Annotated in this window: 16 protein-coding genes; 8 read left to right on the top strand and 8 right to left on the bottom strand. The window is 30.6% G+C overall.

Going from position 1 to position 16,452, the window contains the following annotated elements; genetic code table 11:
* Positions 1-288: 288 nt before the first annotated feature.
* Entirely contained in the window at positions 289-1,785 is a 1,497-nt protein-coding gene (locus C0T34_RS16345) for a C69 family dipeptidase (protein ID WP_109850476.1), read from the top strand.
* A gap of 79 nt (positions 1,786-1,864) precedes the next feature.
* Here the strand turns inward: C0T34_RS16345 and C0T34_RS16340 are convergent, their stop codons facing one another.
* Positions 1,865-2,761, bottom strand: a complete 897-nt coding sequence (locus C0T34_RS16340) for an AraC family transcriptional regulator (RefSeq protein ID WP_098943587.1) — start codon at positions 2,759-2,761, stop codon at positions 1,865-1,867.
* 378 nt (positions 2,762-3,139) lie between these two features.
* Here C0T34_RS16340 and C0T34_RS16335 point away from each other — a divergent pair, with 378 nt between their 5' ends.
* The 4 genes from C0T34_RS16335 (at position 3,140) to lpxL (ending at position 6,732) form a co-directional block, all read left to right on the top strand.
* Positions 3,140-3,472 carry an MliC family protein gene (locus C0T34_RS16335; protein ID WP_109850475.1) on the top strand — a complete coding sequence of 111 codons (333 nt, stop codon included), beginning with the start codon at positions 3,140-3,142 and terminating at the stop codon, positions 3,470-3,472.
* A gap of 401 nt (positions 3,473-3,873) precedes the next feature.
* Positions 3,874-4,731 (top strand): alpha/beta hydrolase, encoded by an 858-nt coding sequence (locus tag C0T34_RS16330; protein WP_098944096.1) that lies wholly within the window; start codon positions 3,874-3,876, stop codon positions 4,729-4,731.
* Between the two features lie 398 nt (positions 4,732-5,129).
* Entirely contained in the window at positions 5,130-5,342 is a 213-nt protein-coding gene (locus C0T34_RS16325; RefSeq protein WP_006537332.1) for a cold-shock protein, read from the top strand.
* 460 nt (positions 5,343-5,802) lie between these two features.
* Positions 5,803-6,732 (top strand): LpxL/LpxP family Kdo(2)-lipid IV(A) lauroyl/palmitoleoyl acyltransferase, encoded by a 930-nt coding sequence (gene lpxL / locus C0T34_RS16320; RefSeq protein ID WP_098943583.1) that lies wholly within the window; start codon positions 5,803-5,805, stop codon positions 6,730-6,732.
* Positions 6,733-7,161: 429 nt separating this feature from the next.
* Here the strand turns inward: lpxL and C0T34_RS16315 are convergent, their stop codons facing one another.
* From C0T34_RS16315 to C0T34_RS18240, 4 genes are all read right to left on the bottom strand, one after another.
* The gene (locus tag C0T34_RS16315; RefSeq protein ID WP_098943581.1) at positions 7,162-7,473 is read right to left on the bottom strand and encodes a hypothetical protein; all 312 of its coding nucleotides are present in this window, start codon (positions 7,471-7,473) and stop codon (positions 7,162-7,164) included.
* A 730-nt stretch (positions 7,474-8,203) separates the two neighbouring features.
* Positions 8,204-8,368, bottom strand: a complete 165-nt coding sequence (locus tag C0T34_RS18170) for a hypothetical protein (protein WP_162556840.1) — start codon at positions 8,366-8,368, stop codon at positions 8,204-8,206.
* Positions 8,369-9,101: 733 nt separating this feature from the next.
* On the bottom strand, positions 9,102-10,523 hold the full coding sequence (locus C0T34_RS16310; RefSeq protein ID WP_109850474.1) for an SMI1/KNR4 family protein: 1,422 nt from the start codon (positions 10,521-10,523) through the stop codon (positions 9,102-9,104).
* Between the two features lie 386 nt (positions 10,524-10,909).
* Positions 10,910-11,071: a hypothetical protein gene (locus C0T34_RS18240; protein ID WP_192940883.1), complete on the bottom strand. Its 162-nt coding sequence runs from the start codon at positions 11,069-11,071 to the stop codon at positions 10,910-10,912.
* 225 nt (positions 11,072-11,296) lie between these two features.
* Here C0T34_RS18240 and C0T34_RS16305 point away from each other — a divergent pair, with 225 nt between their 5' ends.
* Together C0T34_RS16305 and C0T34_RS16300 are read left to right on the top strand one after the other, a co-directional pair.
* Entirely contained in the window at positions 11,297-12,232 is a 936-nt protein-coding gene (locus C0T34_RS16305) for a 5'-nucleotidase (RefSeq protein WP_109850473.1), read from the top strand.
* Between the two features lie 214 nt (positions 12,233-12,446).
* Complete coding sequence (locus C0T34_RS16300; RefSeq protein WP_098943575.1) at positions 12,447-12,626, top strand: hypothetical protein; 180 nt, start codon at positions 12,447-12,449, stop codon at positions 12,624-12,626.
* Positions 12,627-12,771: 145 nt separating this feature from the next.
* Here the strand turns inward: C0T34_RS16300 and C0T34_RS16295 are convergent, their stop codons facing one another.
* On the bottom strand, positions 12,772-13,284 hold the full coding sequence (locus C0T34_RS16295) for a DUF1543 domain-containing protein (RefSeq protein WP_109850472.1): 513 nt from the start codon (positions 13,282-13,284) through the stop codon (positions 12,772-12,774).
* 652 nt (positions 13,285-13,936) lie between these two features.
* Here C0T34_RS16295 and C0T34_RS16290 point away from each other — a divergent pair.
* A complete protein-coding gene (locus C0T34_RS16290) occupies positions 13,937-14,503 on the top strand; it encodes an alpha/beta hydrolase (RefSeq protein WP_098943571.1) in 567 nt (188 codons plus the stop codon).
* Positions 14,504-14,887: 384 nt separating this feature from the next.
* On the opposite strand, the gene C0T34_RS16285 is transcribed toward C0T34_RS16290, so the two are convergent.
* Positions 14,888-15,469, bottom strand: a complete 582-nt coding sequence (locus C0T34_RS16285) for a hypothetical protein (protein ID WP_109850471.1) — start codon at positions 15,467-15,469, stop codon at positions 14,888-14,890.
* A gap of 141 nt (positions 15,470-15,610) precedes the next feature.
* Positions 15,611-16,129, bottom strand: a complete 519-nt coding sequence (locus C0T34_RS16280; protein ID WP_098943567.1) for a ClbS/DfsB family four-helix bundle protein — start codon at positions 16,127-16,129, stop codon at positions 15,611-15,613.
* Positions 16,130-16,452 lie beyond the last annotated feature (323 nt).

The raw sequence follows: 16,452 nt of genomic DNA, 5'->3' as shown, positions 1-16,452 counted from the left end.
AAAAACACTGCTATCAATTACATTAAAATAATGTTAATAACAAAGCTCATCTGGTTTTATTTGTATATTAAATATATCTTTTAATAAAGCCCTCTGATATTAATATAATGCATAAAATTAATATTTTTATTTAGAAATATAATAATCATTGAGATATAAATCACGGAAATTCACACATTTTCATTGCTAATATTTCGCATCAAATTATCTATCTGGTTTTTTATTTTGATTCTAAAAAGATACTTAATTGATACATAAATTATAAATAACAAGCAAATGGGGAGTTTTATGTCTTTATTCAAAAAAGGTATTATTGCTTTATCCGTTAATATTGCATTAGTTTCTTCAGCTTTAGCCTGTACAACGTTGTTAGCGGGGAGCGAAGCGACAAATGATGGTTCGTTGATTATTGCTCGTAGCGCAGATAGCGATGCATTAAAAGCACAACATTTTGTTATTCATCCGGCTAAAACGAATCAAACGGGTATTTACAGTACCAAAGAGCATAATGGTGCTAATAATTTCACTTATCCATTACCTAAGAATTCATTGCGTTATACCACCGTACCTAATTGGAAAACACAACTCCATGGTGCAACAGGATTTAATGAACTGGGTGTGGGGGTTAGTGGTACAGAATCTATTTTTGCTTCACCTAAAGCGCTCTCTTTTGATCCCTATGTTGAAGATACTGGGATAACTGAAGATGATATTCCAGATGTCTTACTTTCAAGAGCAAAAACAGCTCGTGAAGCAGTGGAATTATTAGGAAGTATTATTGAAAAACAAGGTGCTGGTGAGGGATTTGGTGTTGCTGTTGTTGATAAAAATGAGCTTTGGTATTTAGAAACTGGGACAGGACATCATTGGATTGCACAAAAATTACCTAAAGATAAGTACTTTGCGACAGGAAACCAAGGCCGATTACAACACTACGATATTAACAGTAATGATGTTTTAGGCTCTAAAAATCTAGTGGAATTTGCTGTTGAGAAAGGGCTATATAACCCAGGAAAAGAAGGGGAATTTAATTTTTCAAAAGCTTATACACGAGATGATGAACGAGATCGTACTTATAATGATCCGCGTGTATGGGTTATTCAGCAACAATTTAATCCATCATTAAAACAAGCTGTGGATGATGGTCGTAATTTCGCACCTTTATTAACACCAGAGAAAAAAGTATCTGTTGAAGAAGCTAAAGCGATGTTACGTAATCACTTTGAAGGAACAGAGCACGACCCATATACTAATGGATTAAATGGTCAAGAATCATGGCGTCCAATCAGTGTATTCAGAACTTATGAAGCTCATGTTATGCAAGTTCGCCCTGAACTTCCTCAGGAAATAGGTGAAGTTACCTATGTTGGTTTAGGCATGGCGGATTTAACTGCATTTGTTCCGTATTACAGTGGATTAAAAGCTTATCCGCAACATTATGGAATAGGAAGTAATCAAGCAGACAGTGATTCTATTTACTGGAAATATCGTAAATTACAAACATTAGTAATGACAGATTATCCAAAACTCGCACCAATAGTGAAAAAAGCTTATCAAGAGTGGGAAGTAAAAACTGCATTAGAGCAAAAAGAAATGGAAGCTAAATATCTCACTATGGTGAAAACAGATAAAGCTGGTGCAAATAAAATGCTTAATGAATTTAATCTACGAGTCATGGCAGATGCTGAAAAGTTAACTGAAAATTTAATGAATGAATTATTTACAGTAAGAACAAAAGATATCCAAGACGATATTTTCTTTGCTAACAAATCTAAAAAAGACTGATAGCAGAGAAATATTTCAGCTATCTATTTTAATAGAAAGATCCCATTTAAATTGGGATCTTTTTTATAGATGAAATTAATTAAAGAACGGGGATATAGTAGCTAATCTTTTGTACGTAATGGTCGCTTTGGCCAAGTAATTTATCGTAACTTACAGATTCTTTTAGCGTATATCGTTCGATGTCTGGGCCGGGTCTACGCAATAAATTCATTTTCGGAAGTATTTTTGTATAGACCGTATAAATAATGTCATCATAGCCAGTTAATGAATCTAAGATTTCATTCATATGAAATGTAATGGCCAGATAGTTGCCACTCGGCAATTCTAATTGTGACATGGCAGAAACATTTGATGTTTTTGCTAACTTTTCTTTATCAACAGCAGTGCTATAAATATACATAGTATCTTCTAATGTACTTGCAGATGCCCGATGCATTGCATATAACTCTGTGGGGATTGTATGTACATCTTTTAAAAATTTACGCCAAAATTCTTTTCTGAATTTTTTCTTGTCTGAATCCCATGTTGAAATAGGCTTATTGTAATGATGTGACATGCCAACTAATTTTTGAGATGGGAATGTAACTACCTCATATTTAGCACTCAGTTCAACGGTTTCTAATGCAGGAAAAATTAGTTCACTAATATCCCAGCCTGGTTTTTTTCTATATTCCGAAGGCGTAATATTAAACTGTTTTTTAAAGGCTCGGCAAAATGTTTGTTGGGAGTCAAAGCGATACTTCAATGAAATATCTAATAGGCTACAACGTGTTACTCTTAACGCATAGGCGCCGCAAGATAAACGACGAGCGAGTATGTATTTTCCTAAAGATATTCCTGTATACGCTTTAAATAAGCGCTGAAAATGCCATTTTGTATAGCCTGATTTCTCAGCAACAATATCTAACGATAAACGTGAATCGAGATTCTGCTCAATCCAGACGATGATATCTTTAACAACATTCTCTTGTAGCATGAATATTCCTATTATTTTTTCTATCGATATTTTTCAACAAGATCGACTTAATTTATTGAACTACAATAAATTTATAGGTGTTAGGATAATAGCATATCGTATAGTGATAATTACATTGAATAAAGTAAAATAGGCGGATAATAATGTAAAGTTATGTATTGTAATTTATTTGATTTAAAATTGATATTAATTAAAAAATTGTATTTTAATTCAATCATCAATGATTGATGATTTTTTATTAAAATTAATCTTAAGTTAAAATATTCATATATATTTTAATTTTAATAAAATGCGGAGGTATCCTATTTTATCTTTTAAAGATAAAGTCTAGTCTAAATTTATTAGTAAAACCTTACTTTGTTATTTTAGGAGATGTAAATGAATAAGTTATTTTCTATTTTTGCTATTGCTTTAGTCTCTTCATTAATAACAGCTCCTGCTTTGGCAGCTAAAACGGATACTTATAACTGTGAAGGCCAAAAAATCAGAGTTTCTTTCCCTAATGAACAGTTAGCAGTTATGTATTACAGCGATGAACTTATTGTTTTAAAAGAAGCTGTTGCGGCTAGTGGTGCTCGTTATGTTGGTGAAAACTTCCAAATTTGGGGTAAAGGAAAAAATGAATTTAATTTAGCAACAATTTCAGAGGATGATGCAGTTAATGGGCGAGTTGCTGAAGATAAGGGGCGTACCTGTAAATTAGTAAAATAACGTAGAAACCAGTTAAAAATAAAAAATAACAAGTATAGAAAAATGATAACGCATTTTTTATCACATAAATAAGTTGGTTATGAAAAAATTAGTTATAAAGATAGTCCTATTGTGATTTTCGTTGTGGCGATCAATGGTAGAGCCCTTACTTATTAGGGCGAATTTGATTATACTCATAGAGAGTAGTATAAAATCTACTCTTTTTTGTTTTTCAAAAAACAAAAAATAAATTTCGGTTTATCCGTTTATCTGCAACGAAACAAAATTTATTGCGAGTTTATATGAAGTCTTACCCTTAGCTAGTCTCAACATTAATTTTTAAAAGTAGAACTTTAAAATAGACATTGCTATCCAATATGGCAGGTAATGTGTTATCAAAAATTAATAAAAGACAAAATCTAATGAAAATTAAAAACTCAAGAAAATATAATGTATCATTACCAGATAATAGAATTTTAACGTGGTACGAATCTGGTCCAGAGCAAGGTAAGCCAATATTATTTTGTACTGGTGCAGGTATGAGCGGTTTATTAGGTGTAGATATTGACCTCTTAAATAGACTTAATATTCGGCTGATTGCACCAACTCGTCCTGGATTAGGTGATTCCACTTTTGATCCTAAAAAATCGTTAAAATCTTTTTCTGAAGATATTTTATTTTTATTAGATCATCTTTGTATCGAAAACATTAATGTAATGGGATTTTCACAAGGTGCTGTTTTTGCGATGGCTCTTTGTGTTTATTGTCATGTTGATAAATTACTGATTGTCGCAGGACAAGATCAATTTGATTATCCTGATACACAAAAAAAGCTAACAGAAGATGTTATCAATATGCAACGTCAAGCTGTTGGATCACCAGATCTGTTAACCAGTTGGATTAAGCAAAATATAACAGGTAAATGGTTAATGGATTTTATTCTAAATTACAGTGCTGATGTCGATTTGGCTATTTATAAATCAGCTGATTTTCTCTGCGTTTATCAAGAATGTATGGCGGAAGCCTTTAAACAAGGTAATGATGGATACACTCAAGATTTACTGATTGCGATGCAACCTTGGGGATTTTCACCTGAAGAAATAAAGACACCAACAACTTTATGGTATGGAATGAAGGATACCAGTACAGTTCATTCTCCTGATTTTGGCGAATTATTATTTGAACGTTTTCCTAATGCAGAGCGTCATTTATGGCCAGAAGAAGGGGGGGCACTTCTCTGGACGAAAACAGAAGAAATTTTATTAGAACTGGCTGATTAAGGTGATGTAGTACGTTAATGATAAGGTAGATACGAGTTATCTTAAAAAAATAACAGTATCTACCTTTTTTATTCATATTATTAAATTAAAATAAAGAGATAGCTGAAATAGATAATTGTTTTTATCTTATAATTATTTTCTAATTTAATGTGTAAAAAGTTATTTTTAAAATAAAGATGAAAATAATTTGCTATAAAACGAATTATATGACTTAATAGCGCCACTGGTTTGGAAGTACAGACCTATTTATGTTAGTGCAGTTTTAAGTAGTTCACCGTTTAGCGTTATCCCTGATACCTCTTCGTTGCGAATTCCTTCAAATAGTGACCATAAGTAAAAATCCGAAATCAAACCGAAAACAATGCCTTATGGCAAACTAATTAATTAAAGGAAATCTTATGTCTAATACAATGACTGGTACAGTAAAATGGTTTAACGATGATAAAGGCTTTGGTTTTATCACTCCTAAAGACGGTAGCAAAGATGTATTCGTACACTTTTCAGCGATCCAAAGCGACAGCTTCAAATCTCTGAAAGAAGGCCAAGAAGTTTCATTTTCTATCGAAAATGGCGCTAAAGGTCCAGCAGCAGCGAACGTAATCGCTCTGTAATATATTGAGTTTTATTACTGTATATATTGCTGATGCAATATCAATACAAGTAAGACTTAAAGAACCTCACTTCGGTGGGGTTTTTTTATGTCAAATTCCAGTATATTTTATTTTAAAGTTTATTTAGCAAAGCGTAAAAAATAATATTATTAAAGTTATGTAAATATTTAATGTAAATTAATTTAATTATTAGAAGTGTATTTACCTTAATTACTAGTAAATTTTACAAATAAATACATTAATTAATAAAGAAATTCTTATAATGGTTAAATAAAGGCATTAAGTTATTGCCTTCTCAATCAAAAGAAAGAAAAAATTTTTATTAGAATAAAAGATATCAGATAAATCATAAAAATAATTTAAGATAAAAAATAAAAGTAATATTTAATGATTTATCTTAAATAATTATTGTCTAATTCAATGTGGCTTAAATGCTTTTTAGTTCCTAAAGGACAAGCTTGTGTACGCTAAAAATATTTTTTCATTGCATCTATTACATCCCAAATATTTCTTAACTTGGTTTGGTGTTTTTATTCTTTTTTTATTAGTACAACTACCTTATTCGTGGTTACTTTTTTTAGGTAAACATCTCGGATTGTTATCTCGTTTCTTTGTCAAAAGAAGAGTTTCTATAATAAAGAAAAATTTAGAATTATGTTTTCCTAATAAAGATGAAAATGAAATTAACAAGCTTGTTATGGATAATTTATCGTCACTAGGTATCGCATTATTTGAAACAGGTATGGCGTGGTTCTGGAGTGATCATCGATTAAGAAACCTCTTTGAAGTACAGGGGATCTCCAATTTTACTGATGCAAGTGATAAAAAAGCTGGAATTTTACTCATTGGTATACATTCTATGTCACTAGAATTAGGTGGGCGCATTATGGGGCTTTGTTTCCCTGTAAATGCGATGTATAGGCCACATAATAATAAAGCGATGGAGTTTATCCAAACTAAAGCAAGATGCCGTTCAGATAAAGGTATGATAGATAGACGTAACCTAAAGTTTATGGTTATGGAGCTAAAAAAAGGAAAAGCAATTTGGTTTGCTCCAGACCAAGATTTTGGTTTAAAAGGCACAACATTCTCTCCTTTCTTTTCTGTTGAAAAAACATCAACCTCAAAAGGGGTTGCAATACTAGCGAAACTATCAGGAGCACCTTCTTTAACCGTCACTTTAGTTAGAAATGAAAATCAGAAAGGTAAAAAGTACAGCTTAATCATTGGTAAAGAACTAGTTAATTATCCTTCTGAGGATATTCAAAATGACACCGATAGAATGAATAAGCTGATAGAAACTGAAATTATGAGGGCTCCAGAACAATATTTATGGGCTCACCGTCGCTTTAAAACTCGGCCAGCGGGTGAAGCTAGTTTTTATAATTAATGATTAATATATAAAAAAAGACCAACACATTATGTGTTGGTCACAGTAAATACTGGAAGCAATGTGAGCAATGTCGTTGTGAAAAACCAAGTAAAATACTCAATCATTCACAATGTAAAAGATAATCATTATCACTTAGTTTGTCAACCCTAGGATTTGTATGGATTTAGAAGATAAGAATAGGGAGGGCAAAGTAAAGATAAGAAAATAAGAAAATAAGAATTTTTATAAACGAGTTAAAACAGAGTTAGCAGATATAGAAATAAACTATATCTGCCTAATATATTATAACCATAATAGAAAATACCATTCATATAGTAATGAATTCTAATTCTTGGAAAATATATACTCGTTATTTAATAATAAATATTATTTCTATTTAATAGAGATTAATGTTTATTAAAAATATAGGATTTTAAAGATACTATATTAATTATATACGATATCCATTATACCTACATTTTCTTTGATCCAATTCATACTCATTGAACCTTTATTTTCACCTAATTGAGCATTAAACATTTTATTAGGTTCGATTTTATGTAAAGTTTCTTCCATTTCAGTTCCATTCCAGCAATTTGCTTTAAAAGTATTTCCTACTGAATCAGTCATACAATTTCCCTCTACAATAGAGCCTGTAAATATAATTATTCCTGAGCCGATGACTTTATTGTTATTTGCCATAGTTGGAGCTGATAATAAAAGTGCTAAGCAAGTTCCGATAATAAAATTCTTTTTCATTCTATATTCCTCAAATATTCTTTATTTGGTTAATTTTTAATTTTTTTGTGTACGATAAATAAATATCTGTTCGTACTGAGTTGATGGAAGGAATATTAGAGGAAAAAAATATATCAATCTGTAAAAAATCTTGATGGTTAATGACAGCTAGATAAAGATTTATGAATGGTTTTGTGATTTTTTCAGTGCTTTATTATTAGCATAAATTGATTTAAATTTATATAACTACTTGAAATATACGTAATAAACTTGTTTTTTATTATTTTTGTTAATAAGTTAACTTTTTTTGATATTAGTTAAATTGCTTAATTTTTTAGTGATACATTTTGTCGTTAAAATAGAAAACTTATAAAATGAGTAATTTCAGAGTCCAAAAAAATTTGTCAAAGTATTACAAAGAAACGATTATTAAGAACAAAAACTCATCTTAATTGGATGGTTTTTAAATAGATAATATAGAGCCTGTTATTGAAAGGAACTCAATTGCAGATAAGATGCTTTATATCTGTGCATAAAATCTGAAAAATAATGGAAACTTGCAAATAGGAATATGAAAGATAATTTGCAAGCATTCGATATAGAAACTGGGAGTAGAATAATAAAAAGGTCATAGCAGTTGAGCTGACCTAAGTTTATATGACTAATTGAAATACTTTTTATTATTGAGAATAAATTGTCTTAGTGTCGTTAATTGAGCAATTTGTTGATAATTTTTGTTTTCGTACCCTAATCAGTAGGTATTGCCAGTATGTTGATTTGGTGATAACAAACAATGAGCTGCCATTTCAGCAACGTCTGTACAGTCAATCCAACTCAAAATAGCATCACCAAAATAAGAACGAAGCATATTTTTATTTAAATTATTATCCCCTTGATAACCTAATATATTTTGCATATATGATTCTGGGCGAAGATGAGATAAATCCTATACCAGACCACTCAATATATCTTTCAATAAGTTGATGCCAAAGAGCAGCAAAATGATAGCGATAACTTTCATTTCCCATTTTATGAAGGTGTTGTACATCTTGCTCTGTAACTAATCTGAGTTTTATTGCCATATGAGCTCCCATCCTTTGCAAAAGATATAACAGCCCTAATACGTTTGCGCTATGGGAAAAAATATAAAAGCACGTTTAGTTTGAAAATAGTGGGGATTTAGTGATTGAGTATCTTAAGAGGAGAATTCAGATAAAAAAATCCCCCGCACAAGGCGGGGGGAAAATTAAATATCTATCAGTGATGAAATACTGAAACCAATAGTAAGGGAAAAAAGGATATCAATCTGTAACAAACTTTAAAAAGAAATAATAAGAATAAATGCAAAATTAAAATGATTTTCTACGAAGATAAATGACTGTGTAAGTTTGTTTTTTATTTAACTGCTTGATTTCATTTGCTTTTAAATTTCACCTGACAGTGAAGGAAAATAATGTAAACTAAAATCACCTTGGTTTAACTATAAGGTTTGCATACATTTAGTTGAAGATCTTGATAATTTAGCTTGTTGGTTAGAATAACAATAAGCTTCTTTATAATGAGTTTGGAATTGGAAATAGACAATAATAAGATCTAATTATTGTCTATTTGGAACAACTAAAAAAGGAAAATGTATATTTATTTACTAGTTACCATTGAGTAACATCAATTTCATTGTTCTGGTATACCTTTGCGATATAAGAGGAAATATTATTGCGTATATAAGGGTTCTTTTCTTTGGGGTACATTTTCCAAGCTTGTTGTAAATAAGGTAACAATTTGCTGTCGATGTAATTTGATTTCGATAATGCCTGAATTGCACCTAAGCTGATCTCTTCATTCTCAGAGATTGCAAGTTCATAAAATGCTGATGTTTTATCTTTTAAATTAACATCATGAGAAGCAGCATAAATTGCGCTTCTTATTATTTCTACATTTGGGTGAGTAAAGAATGGTTGAAAATCTTCAACTAAAATAGCGTTTAATTCGGTCAAAGAGTAACCGATAAAACGTAATGTATCTTCGTTATTAGTTACTTTAAGTATAGGGAGAAGACTCTCTTTGAAAAGAGCACATTGATCTTTATATTTAAAGTAAATAATAGGAATAACAATATCTGTTTTTTCATCAAATGGAGCAACTAAAGCTTGCTGAATATAAGGCAGTGCTTGTTCTTTAAAATAGGTGGCTAAAACATTTAATGAAACTTTATATAATTCAATATATTCAGTTTGTAGTTGTTGCTCTAAAAAATCCAAACTATTGTTGGATAATTCAGGTAGTTTAGTTAGTGAGTTGATCGCACTAATTTTTTTCGTAATATCTTCATTATTTTGGGCAAATTGAAGTAACGTTTCTTCATTACCTCCCATTCGATGACCAAACCAGCTTGTGTCATAGCCTAAAATTACTTCATCTAACCAACGTTCATACCATTGTGTAAATGAAGTTTCATAGGAAAATGTGTAAGGAGTATCTGAATTAACCCAATCGGAGGTATATAAAATATGCCCTTTATAATCTCCATTAACTACTAATAATAGATCGTATTCGCAACCACAAGTACCTAAATAAAGCGTACCTTGATGAACTCTACCGCAAATAGTATCAAAGTCTTCATCACTACAGTCTTCGGGTACATGACATAATGCTTTCCATTCATCGATATCCATTTTAGGGCTAAGTAAGCAAGGTAGGGCACAATTTTGTATGCCATTCCTATCGATTGCATCATCAAAAGCATATAGGCCATAGTAAGGACCAGCGCCACCATAAGAGCCTGTGCCGCCGTTGCCAATTTGAGTTACAAAAGCGATATAATCTTCAGGAAATTCACATTCTATTTTTGCTTGTAGCTGATTAACTTTCTCTTTTGATAGCGGAGAATTTAGCTGATATTTATGATTATCAGCACCAAACTCTTTATATTCATGATCAATACTAGTAACTAGTGCTAATTTCTCACGGATACGTTCAATAGGATTATCTGCATATTTTTTATTAAGTTGTTCCCATTGCTGCTCTGGTGTTAGCTCTTTGTTTTTTCTAATCCTCGAGGAAATAAAACCCATAATTTAAAATCCCTATCGATGTATGGTTTAATTATAAAGTGGTTATTTCATAATCCTTTTAGATAGTGATAACCAAATACAATATTATTATCTTACTTAATTTTTACTATAAACTATTTTAGCTTCAATAAGATAATAGTATTTTGTATGAAAGCTTATCCTTCATTTAGTGTTAAGTGGCGTATGGTTTTATGCAGATAAAAAAAAGACCAACGCTAGGAGAGTTGGTCAATAAATACTAGAAGCAATGTGAGCAATGTCGTTGTGAAAAACCAAGTAAAATACTCAACTATTCACAATTTAAAAGATAATCATTATCATTTGATATGTCAACCCTATGAAGATTATGGTCACTATTTATTCACACTAAAAGTCAATAAGTCCTCTTACTTTACAGAAACCAAAGTAGGAATTTTATTATTAATAACAATAAGATCACTATTTTCTGATTGAGGGCTTATTGTATTTTTAACAGCATGCATTTTTTTCATTTTATTGACTAAATCTTTAAAGTGTTTAGAGCGTAAATGTATCGTTTTCTTAACCATGAGTTTTCTCCTTATTGATGATAGTTATAACAATAATAAGGATATTCATTAAATGCAAATGATAATCACTATTATTTGATGCGATATATAATTTGATGATAGATGCTCATAAGTAGGTAAACAGCATTATTTTGTCTGCACTTTTGTGTACAAGTTTTCTTATCTTCAGTCTCTTGAAAGAGTGATATTATGAAGAATAAAAGGAACTAATAGGGAACTTTTGCGATGGCGTATGATTTGACGAAGAGATTAGTCATAGGGCTTTCTTCTAGTGCATTATTTGATTTACAAGAATCAGATAATATTTTTCGCACACAAGGGGAGGAAGCTTATCGAAAGTATCAACATAAAATGCAGGATATGCCTTTAGATAGAGGTGTTGCATTTCCTTTTATTAGTCGCCTTTTGAAATTAAATAACATTAGGCCTGACGATCCTCTAGTTGAAGTTATTTTGTTATCCAGAAATGATCCCGACACTGGATTAAGAGTGATGAATTCTATTGAACATTATAACTTAGGGATCACTCGAGCTGTATTTCTTCAAGGAAAATCGCCTCATATTTATATTCCAGCATTTGATATTGAGTTATTTTTATCTGCTGATCATGATGATGTTTTACAAGCGATTTATGCAAATTATCCAGCAGGGCAGATATTAGCCGGTCATGTTAATGATGATGATGCTGATGAATTAAGAATTGCTTTCGACTTTGATGGTGTGATTGCTGATGATGAAGCGGAAGTTATTTATAAAACTTCAGGCGAGTTGTCTCAATTTCATAATCATGAAGCCAAAATGGTTGATGTACCTCATAACCCTGGGCCATTAAAAAAATTCTTACTGCGTATTTCTGACATTCAAAAATTGGAGTTAGAGAAAGTAAAACAAGATCCTACTTATATTCCATTACTTAAGATCTCTATTGTTACCGCGCGCAATGCACCATCTCATAAACGTGTTATTAACACGATGAGAGCATGGGGAATTTCTATCAATGAAGCTTTTTTTATGGGTGGGGTAGAGAAAGCTAATGTTCTGAGAATTTTAAAACCGCATATATTCTTTGATGACCAAAAGTTGCATTTAAAATCATCATCTGAATTACCTTCGGTGCATATTCCTTTTGGAATAGCTAATAAGAGTATTGATAATAAGTAAGATGTTTTTAATAAATTGAGTGTCTGGTATATATAGCATACACTCGATTTTTATTTTGTCTAATTATGTTTTTAATTCGTTTTAAATAATAAAATAGTTCAATACTGGATCTATTTTATAAGAGTGGTATGGTGTTAAATAATTAATGAAAATTGAAAATATTTATAATTAATTTAAAAAGGTTGAAAATTTAATTTAAATAAGGAAAATTGAAGTGGATAATAATCATAGATTTTTTTCTGACGATGTGTGCCCTAAAACTGCATTATATGGTCAATTTTATGGTGATGATCACTATGCTGGTCGAGATTACGAGCGGAAAATATATTATGGGAATAAATTCCCAAAAACTAAGAAAGGTTTTTATTTTAAAAAATTAATGAATTTTAAATAATAAAAATAACAAGCAAATACGATAAAGTTATTTTAAATAGAGATACAATGTGGTTTAAACTGATATTTATTTAAAAATAAATTGATGATTGCGTAATTAATACAATTTACTACGCTGAAAAATAACAGCGCAGCAAAATTTATTATTAAATCTTTTCAATACCAATAGTTTGATAACCTTGCCATAACGGTTTGAAATGTTCACCTGAATTATTTGGTATTAGATGAATGTAAAAATCACCGATTTTGCTCAATAAAACGCAATCATCAACATCTTTCAGATTGTCTTTATGTTGTTGCTGGCTATCTACTAAAAGTGTTGCAATAGCTCTCTCTTTAGCTTCGTTCGCTGATTTAGCAACAAATAAATCAAACTCATGTAATTCAGCTAGATTTGATGGATGATAGCCTCCCACATTAACAAAATATAAGTTACTGCTACTATCGCTAGGTTTATTACTAAGAGTAATATTAAATCCATCAACCCAAGTGATTTCTGCATAACCATCAATATGTATTTTGTCTTTATCTCCAAACCATGCTTCTCTTAACGCAGGCCAAGCATCTGTGGGTTTTTCTGCTACAACAAATTGGATATCGTGAACTTCAATATTTGATTTACCAGCATTGCCACCAATGTAGAACATAAATAACTTCATTGTGTCTCCAATTTTTTATTTTGTTATCGTTATGTAATTTATTATATAGCCATTTTTGGCGCAAGTGTAAAATGAAGCGATAGATAGAATTATAAGCATGAAAATATGAGGGAACTATCACTCGTTTTATGGGCGCATTAACGGCTCTATTCCTATTCAGTTTTTTGTGGGGTGATAGCAAAATTCTAATGGTGAGCTCGTTATTTTTTCACCATTGACAGTTATCTCATCTAAATGAATTGTCCATTTAGAGTTAGCATTAAAATCGGATGTGTTAAACACCACGTAAACTGAGCCGTAATTACTGTTGTTAGTTATTTTAGGTATGCGGCGATGAACTTCATCGCTATTTATATCGCAAAGGGATGGATGTGCATAATTTAAACAACTAATAGGATGGTCATAAATTAAATCACCTACGTGAGATAATTTGCCTTGAGATTAAATACGATTAATAAATCGCAAAACAGCTGTTCAGATAAACAGTATAAAATTGCATTTTATTCAAGATAAGCTTATTATCTTTAAATAATAAGTGATCTATTGCTTAGTGCACTGAATTTAAACAAAACCTCGCTTTAGCGGGGTTTTTTGATACTTACGTTCATTATAATTTTTATATTAATAACCTATTTGTATTTAGAGGTGATAGGTGAAAGGTAAAAGAATTTTTATTATTCATGGATATACGGCATCTCCGGAAGATAACTGGTTTCCATGGTTAAAAGAAAAGCTTGAAGCTTTAGGATGTGATGTTGCTGTTCCAACTATGCCCGAATCTAATTCACCGGAACCTAAAAGGTGGCAACAACAGCTTACTGACGCAAATATCAAGCTCGATAAAGATACCATTCTTATTGGGCACAGCCTTGGCTGTATCACACTTTTACGTTTTCTTTCTGAGCAATCTTCTGAGAATGTAAAGATCGGTGGATATATTTTAGTTTCTGGTTTTGACCGTAAGCAGGATACCTTGCCTGAATTAAATTCTCATATTTATGAGCAATTAGATTATAACAAGTTGATTAAGATATCAGATAAAAGAGTATCGGTAATTTCATCTAATGACTGGGTTGTAGATCCTCAAGCTTCTAAAGATTTGGCTAATAGTCTACAAACAGAAATTATCATTGAAGATAATGCAGGGCACTTTCTTGATAGAGAAGGATATACTGAATTACCAATATTACTTGATATTTTTAAAAATATGCTTGAATAGATATAGTTTATAAATTTAAAACCTCGCACTAGCGAGGTTAGCTTCTGTTAACGTAAGGGATCTTCAAACCTAAAATAATTATTTTAATTTATTTTTATAAAAGTTATTGTAATAGCTAATATACTTATTAATAATGAAAAAATAAATGAGGCGAAAAAAATAAGAACATGTACTCCAGGTATCTAATCTATTTAAGATAAAAAAATAGTATCCAGATAAAAAATAACAAGCATAAGCAGTAAGCTAACCACAGCAATGATAAAAAAATTTTTTGCTATTCTCACAATAAGCTTCATTTAAATGGTATTTATTCGTTTTATGCTCAATCCTCTAACCGTTTCTGATAATTTATAATCGAATGATAGGTTGTTGAAGAATCACGACTTAATCATAATTAGAAAAAGCCTTCCTTATTGTAATAATAGTTATTCCTCCAAAAAATATAATGAAAAAAATAAGTAAATAAAATATTAAAAAATTAGCATCACTCTCTTTAAAGATCATCATTATTAATGAAATAAATAGAAAAAATAAAAAGAATTTTTTATTACTATTAATCATGCAATATATGTAAGAAACAAAAATAGATATTAATAGAAAAGTAAAATAGGCGATAAGTAAAGCAACAAACTCTAGGCTGTTAAAAAAATTAGCAGGTATTTCTTCTTCGTGGAATATCATTATCAGCACGATGGCGGTTGCTATAAAACTCATTAAAGTAAAGATTAAAGTGACAAATTTATTAGTATATAAAAATGATAGTTGCTTAAAATAAATAACTTTTATTGAAATTTCTAAAGAAGACACCAACACGATAATACTGATAAAGAAAATGGCAGAAGAAGTAGCTAACCAAATAATATTATCATAACCAAATGTAGATATACTGAGATAGAACGATATCACCAAAGATAATACTGGGGATATAAATGTTAGCAACTTTTTCTTTTTTTGTTTGTCGTTCATATTCCTATCCATTATAAAAACAACAAGATACCAATTAGATATTAGAAATTGATAACAGAGTGATTATATAAGTCGGTCAGTCCTATCGATCATCGGCACTATTCTGTTTTTAAATACCACGTATAATTTTGACGCTGATACTTATTTTAAATTGATATTATTATTTTTTGCCCACTTCCTTAATCTCCCATTAGCGTTAGCATACGGTGAAGATGTGTTAAATGATATCATCCTACCCATCGTCCATTTTGTGTACCATGGTTTGCCATATAAAATATCATCAGTTCTCTCATTAATAAGCTTCACAATTTCATTTTTTGTAGTCTGAAGTTCAGCTACTAACGAGTCATAATTTAATTCACTGTAATCTGAGTAAAATTTTTGAGCAAGAAGACCAAGTTGGTTCCACTTATAACCCGTGTCTGGAAAATCGACAGGTAGACCTTTAGCATCAGATGTGATCCATTTTACAACAAGAGAATTCCATCCGAGTAAATATGAAACAAGATCACGAACACTCATCTCTGTTCCTTTGGCGTGCCCATCCATTGAATATTCTGAGGTGATTTCTGCCGGTATCACATTAAGATAACTAATTAATTTATTGAAATTTTTATCAATAGCTAAGAGTAATTCAACTTTTGTTTGTGGTACGCTCATAAGGAATTCCATCTCATTAAAATAGAGAAATTATAAGGGGGTGTAGTGTTTGAAAACAAATTAATTATGTACTATCCACCACAATATGGGAAAGACTCTTTTATAAACAGTGTAACCGTTAATTTTTGAATATAATTGGATCTCTATTTTTAAATAGTGAGCGATTTATTCTTTACCACACTTAATTTTATCAGAGCTCCGCGATTGTGGAGCTGTTTTTGTTAATTAACTCACTTGTTTAATATAAAAGAGATAGGAATATCTTGAAATTTAGACTTTATGCTATTTTTTAATATTTTATATAAGGTATCTATCAGCTATGA

This window comes from Proteus sp. CA142267, from assembly GCF_003336825.1.
Taxonomy (GTDB): Bacteria; Pseudomonadota; Gammaproteobacteria; order Enterobacterales; family Enterobacteriaceae; genus Proteus; species Proteus terrae.
This window is presented reverse-complemented; position numbering and strand designations above follow the sequence as displayed.

Coding starts and splice junctions, on each gene's coding strand:
- C0T34_RS16345 (WP_109850476.1), top strand. CDS start 289: ATGTCTTTATTCAAAAAAGGTATTATTGCTTTATCCGTTAATATTGCA.
- C0T34_RS16340 (WP_098943587.1), bottom strand. CDS start 2,761: ATGCTACAAGAGAATGTTGTTAAAGATATCATCGTCTGGATTGAGCAG.
- C0T34_RS16335 (WP_109850475.1), top strand. CDS start 3,140: ATGAATAAGTTATTTTCTATTTTTGCTATTGCTTTAGTCTCTTCATTA.
- C0T34_RS16330 (WP_098944096.1), top strand. CDS start 3,874: ATGAAAATTAAAAACTCAAGAAAATATAATGTATCATTACCAGATAAT.
- C0T34_RS16325 (WP_006537332.1), top strand. CDS start 5,130: ATGTCTAATACAATGACTGGTACAGTAAAATGGTTTAACGATGATAAA.
- C0T34_RS16315 (WP_098943581.1), bottom strand. CDS start 7,473: ATGAAAAAGAATTTTATTATCGGAACTTGCTTAGCACTTTTATTATCA.
- C0T34_RS18170 (WP_162556840.1), bottom strand. CDS start 8,368: ATGCAAAATATATTAGGTTATCAAGGGGATAATAATTTAAATAAAAAT.
- C0T34_RS16310 (WP_109850474.1), bottom strand. CDS start 10,523: ATGGGTTTTATTTCCTCGAGGATTAGAAAAAACAAAGAGCTAACACCA.
- C0T34_RS18240 (WP_192940883.1), bottom strand. CDS start 11,071: ATGGTTAAGAAAACGATACATTTACGCTCTAAACACTTTAAAGATTTA.
- C0T34_RS16305 (WP_109850473.1), top strand. CDS start 11,297: ATGGCGTATGATTTGACGAAGAGATTAGTCATAGGGCTTTCTTCTAGT.
- C0T34_RS16295 (WP_109850472.1), bottom strand. CDS start 13,284: ATGAAGTTATTTATGTTCTACATTGGTGGCAATGCTGGTAAATCAAAT.
- C0T34_RS16285 (WP_109850471.1), bottom strand. CDS start 15,469: ATGAACGACAAACAAAAAAAGAAAAAGTTGCTAACATTTATATCCCCA.
- C0T34_RS16280 (WP_098943567.1), bottom strand. CDS start 16,129: ATGAGCGTACCACAAACAAAAGTTGAATTACTCTTAGCTATTGATAAA.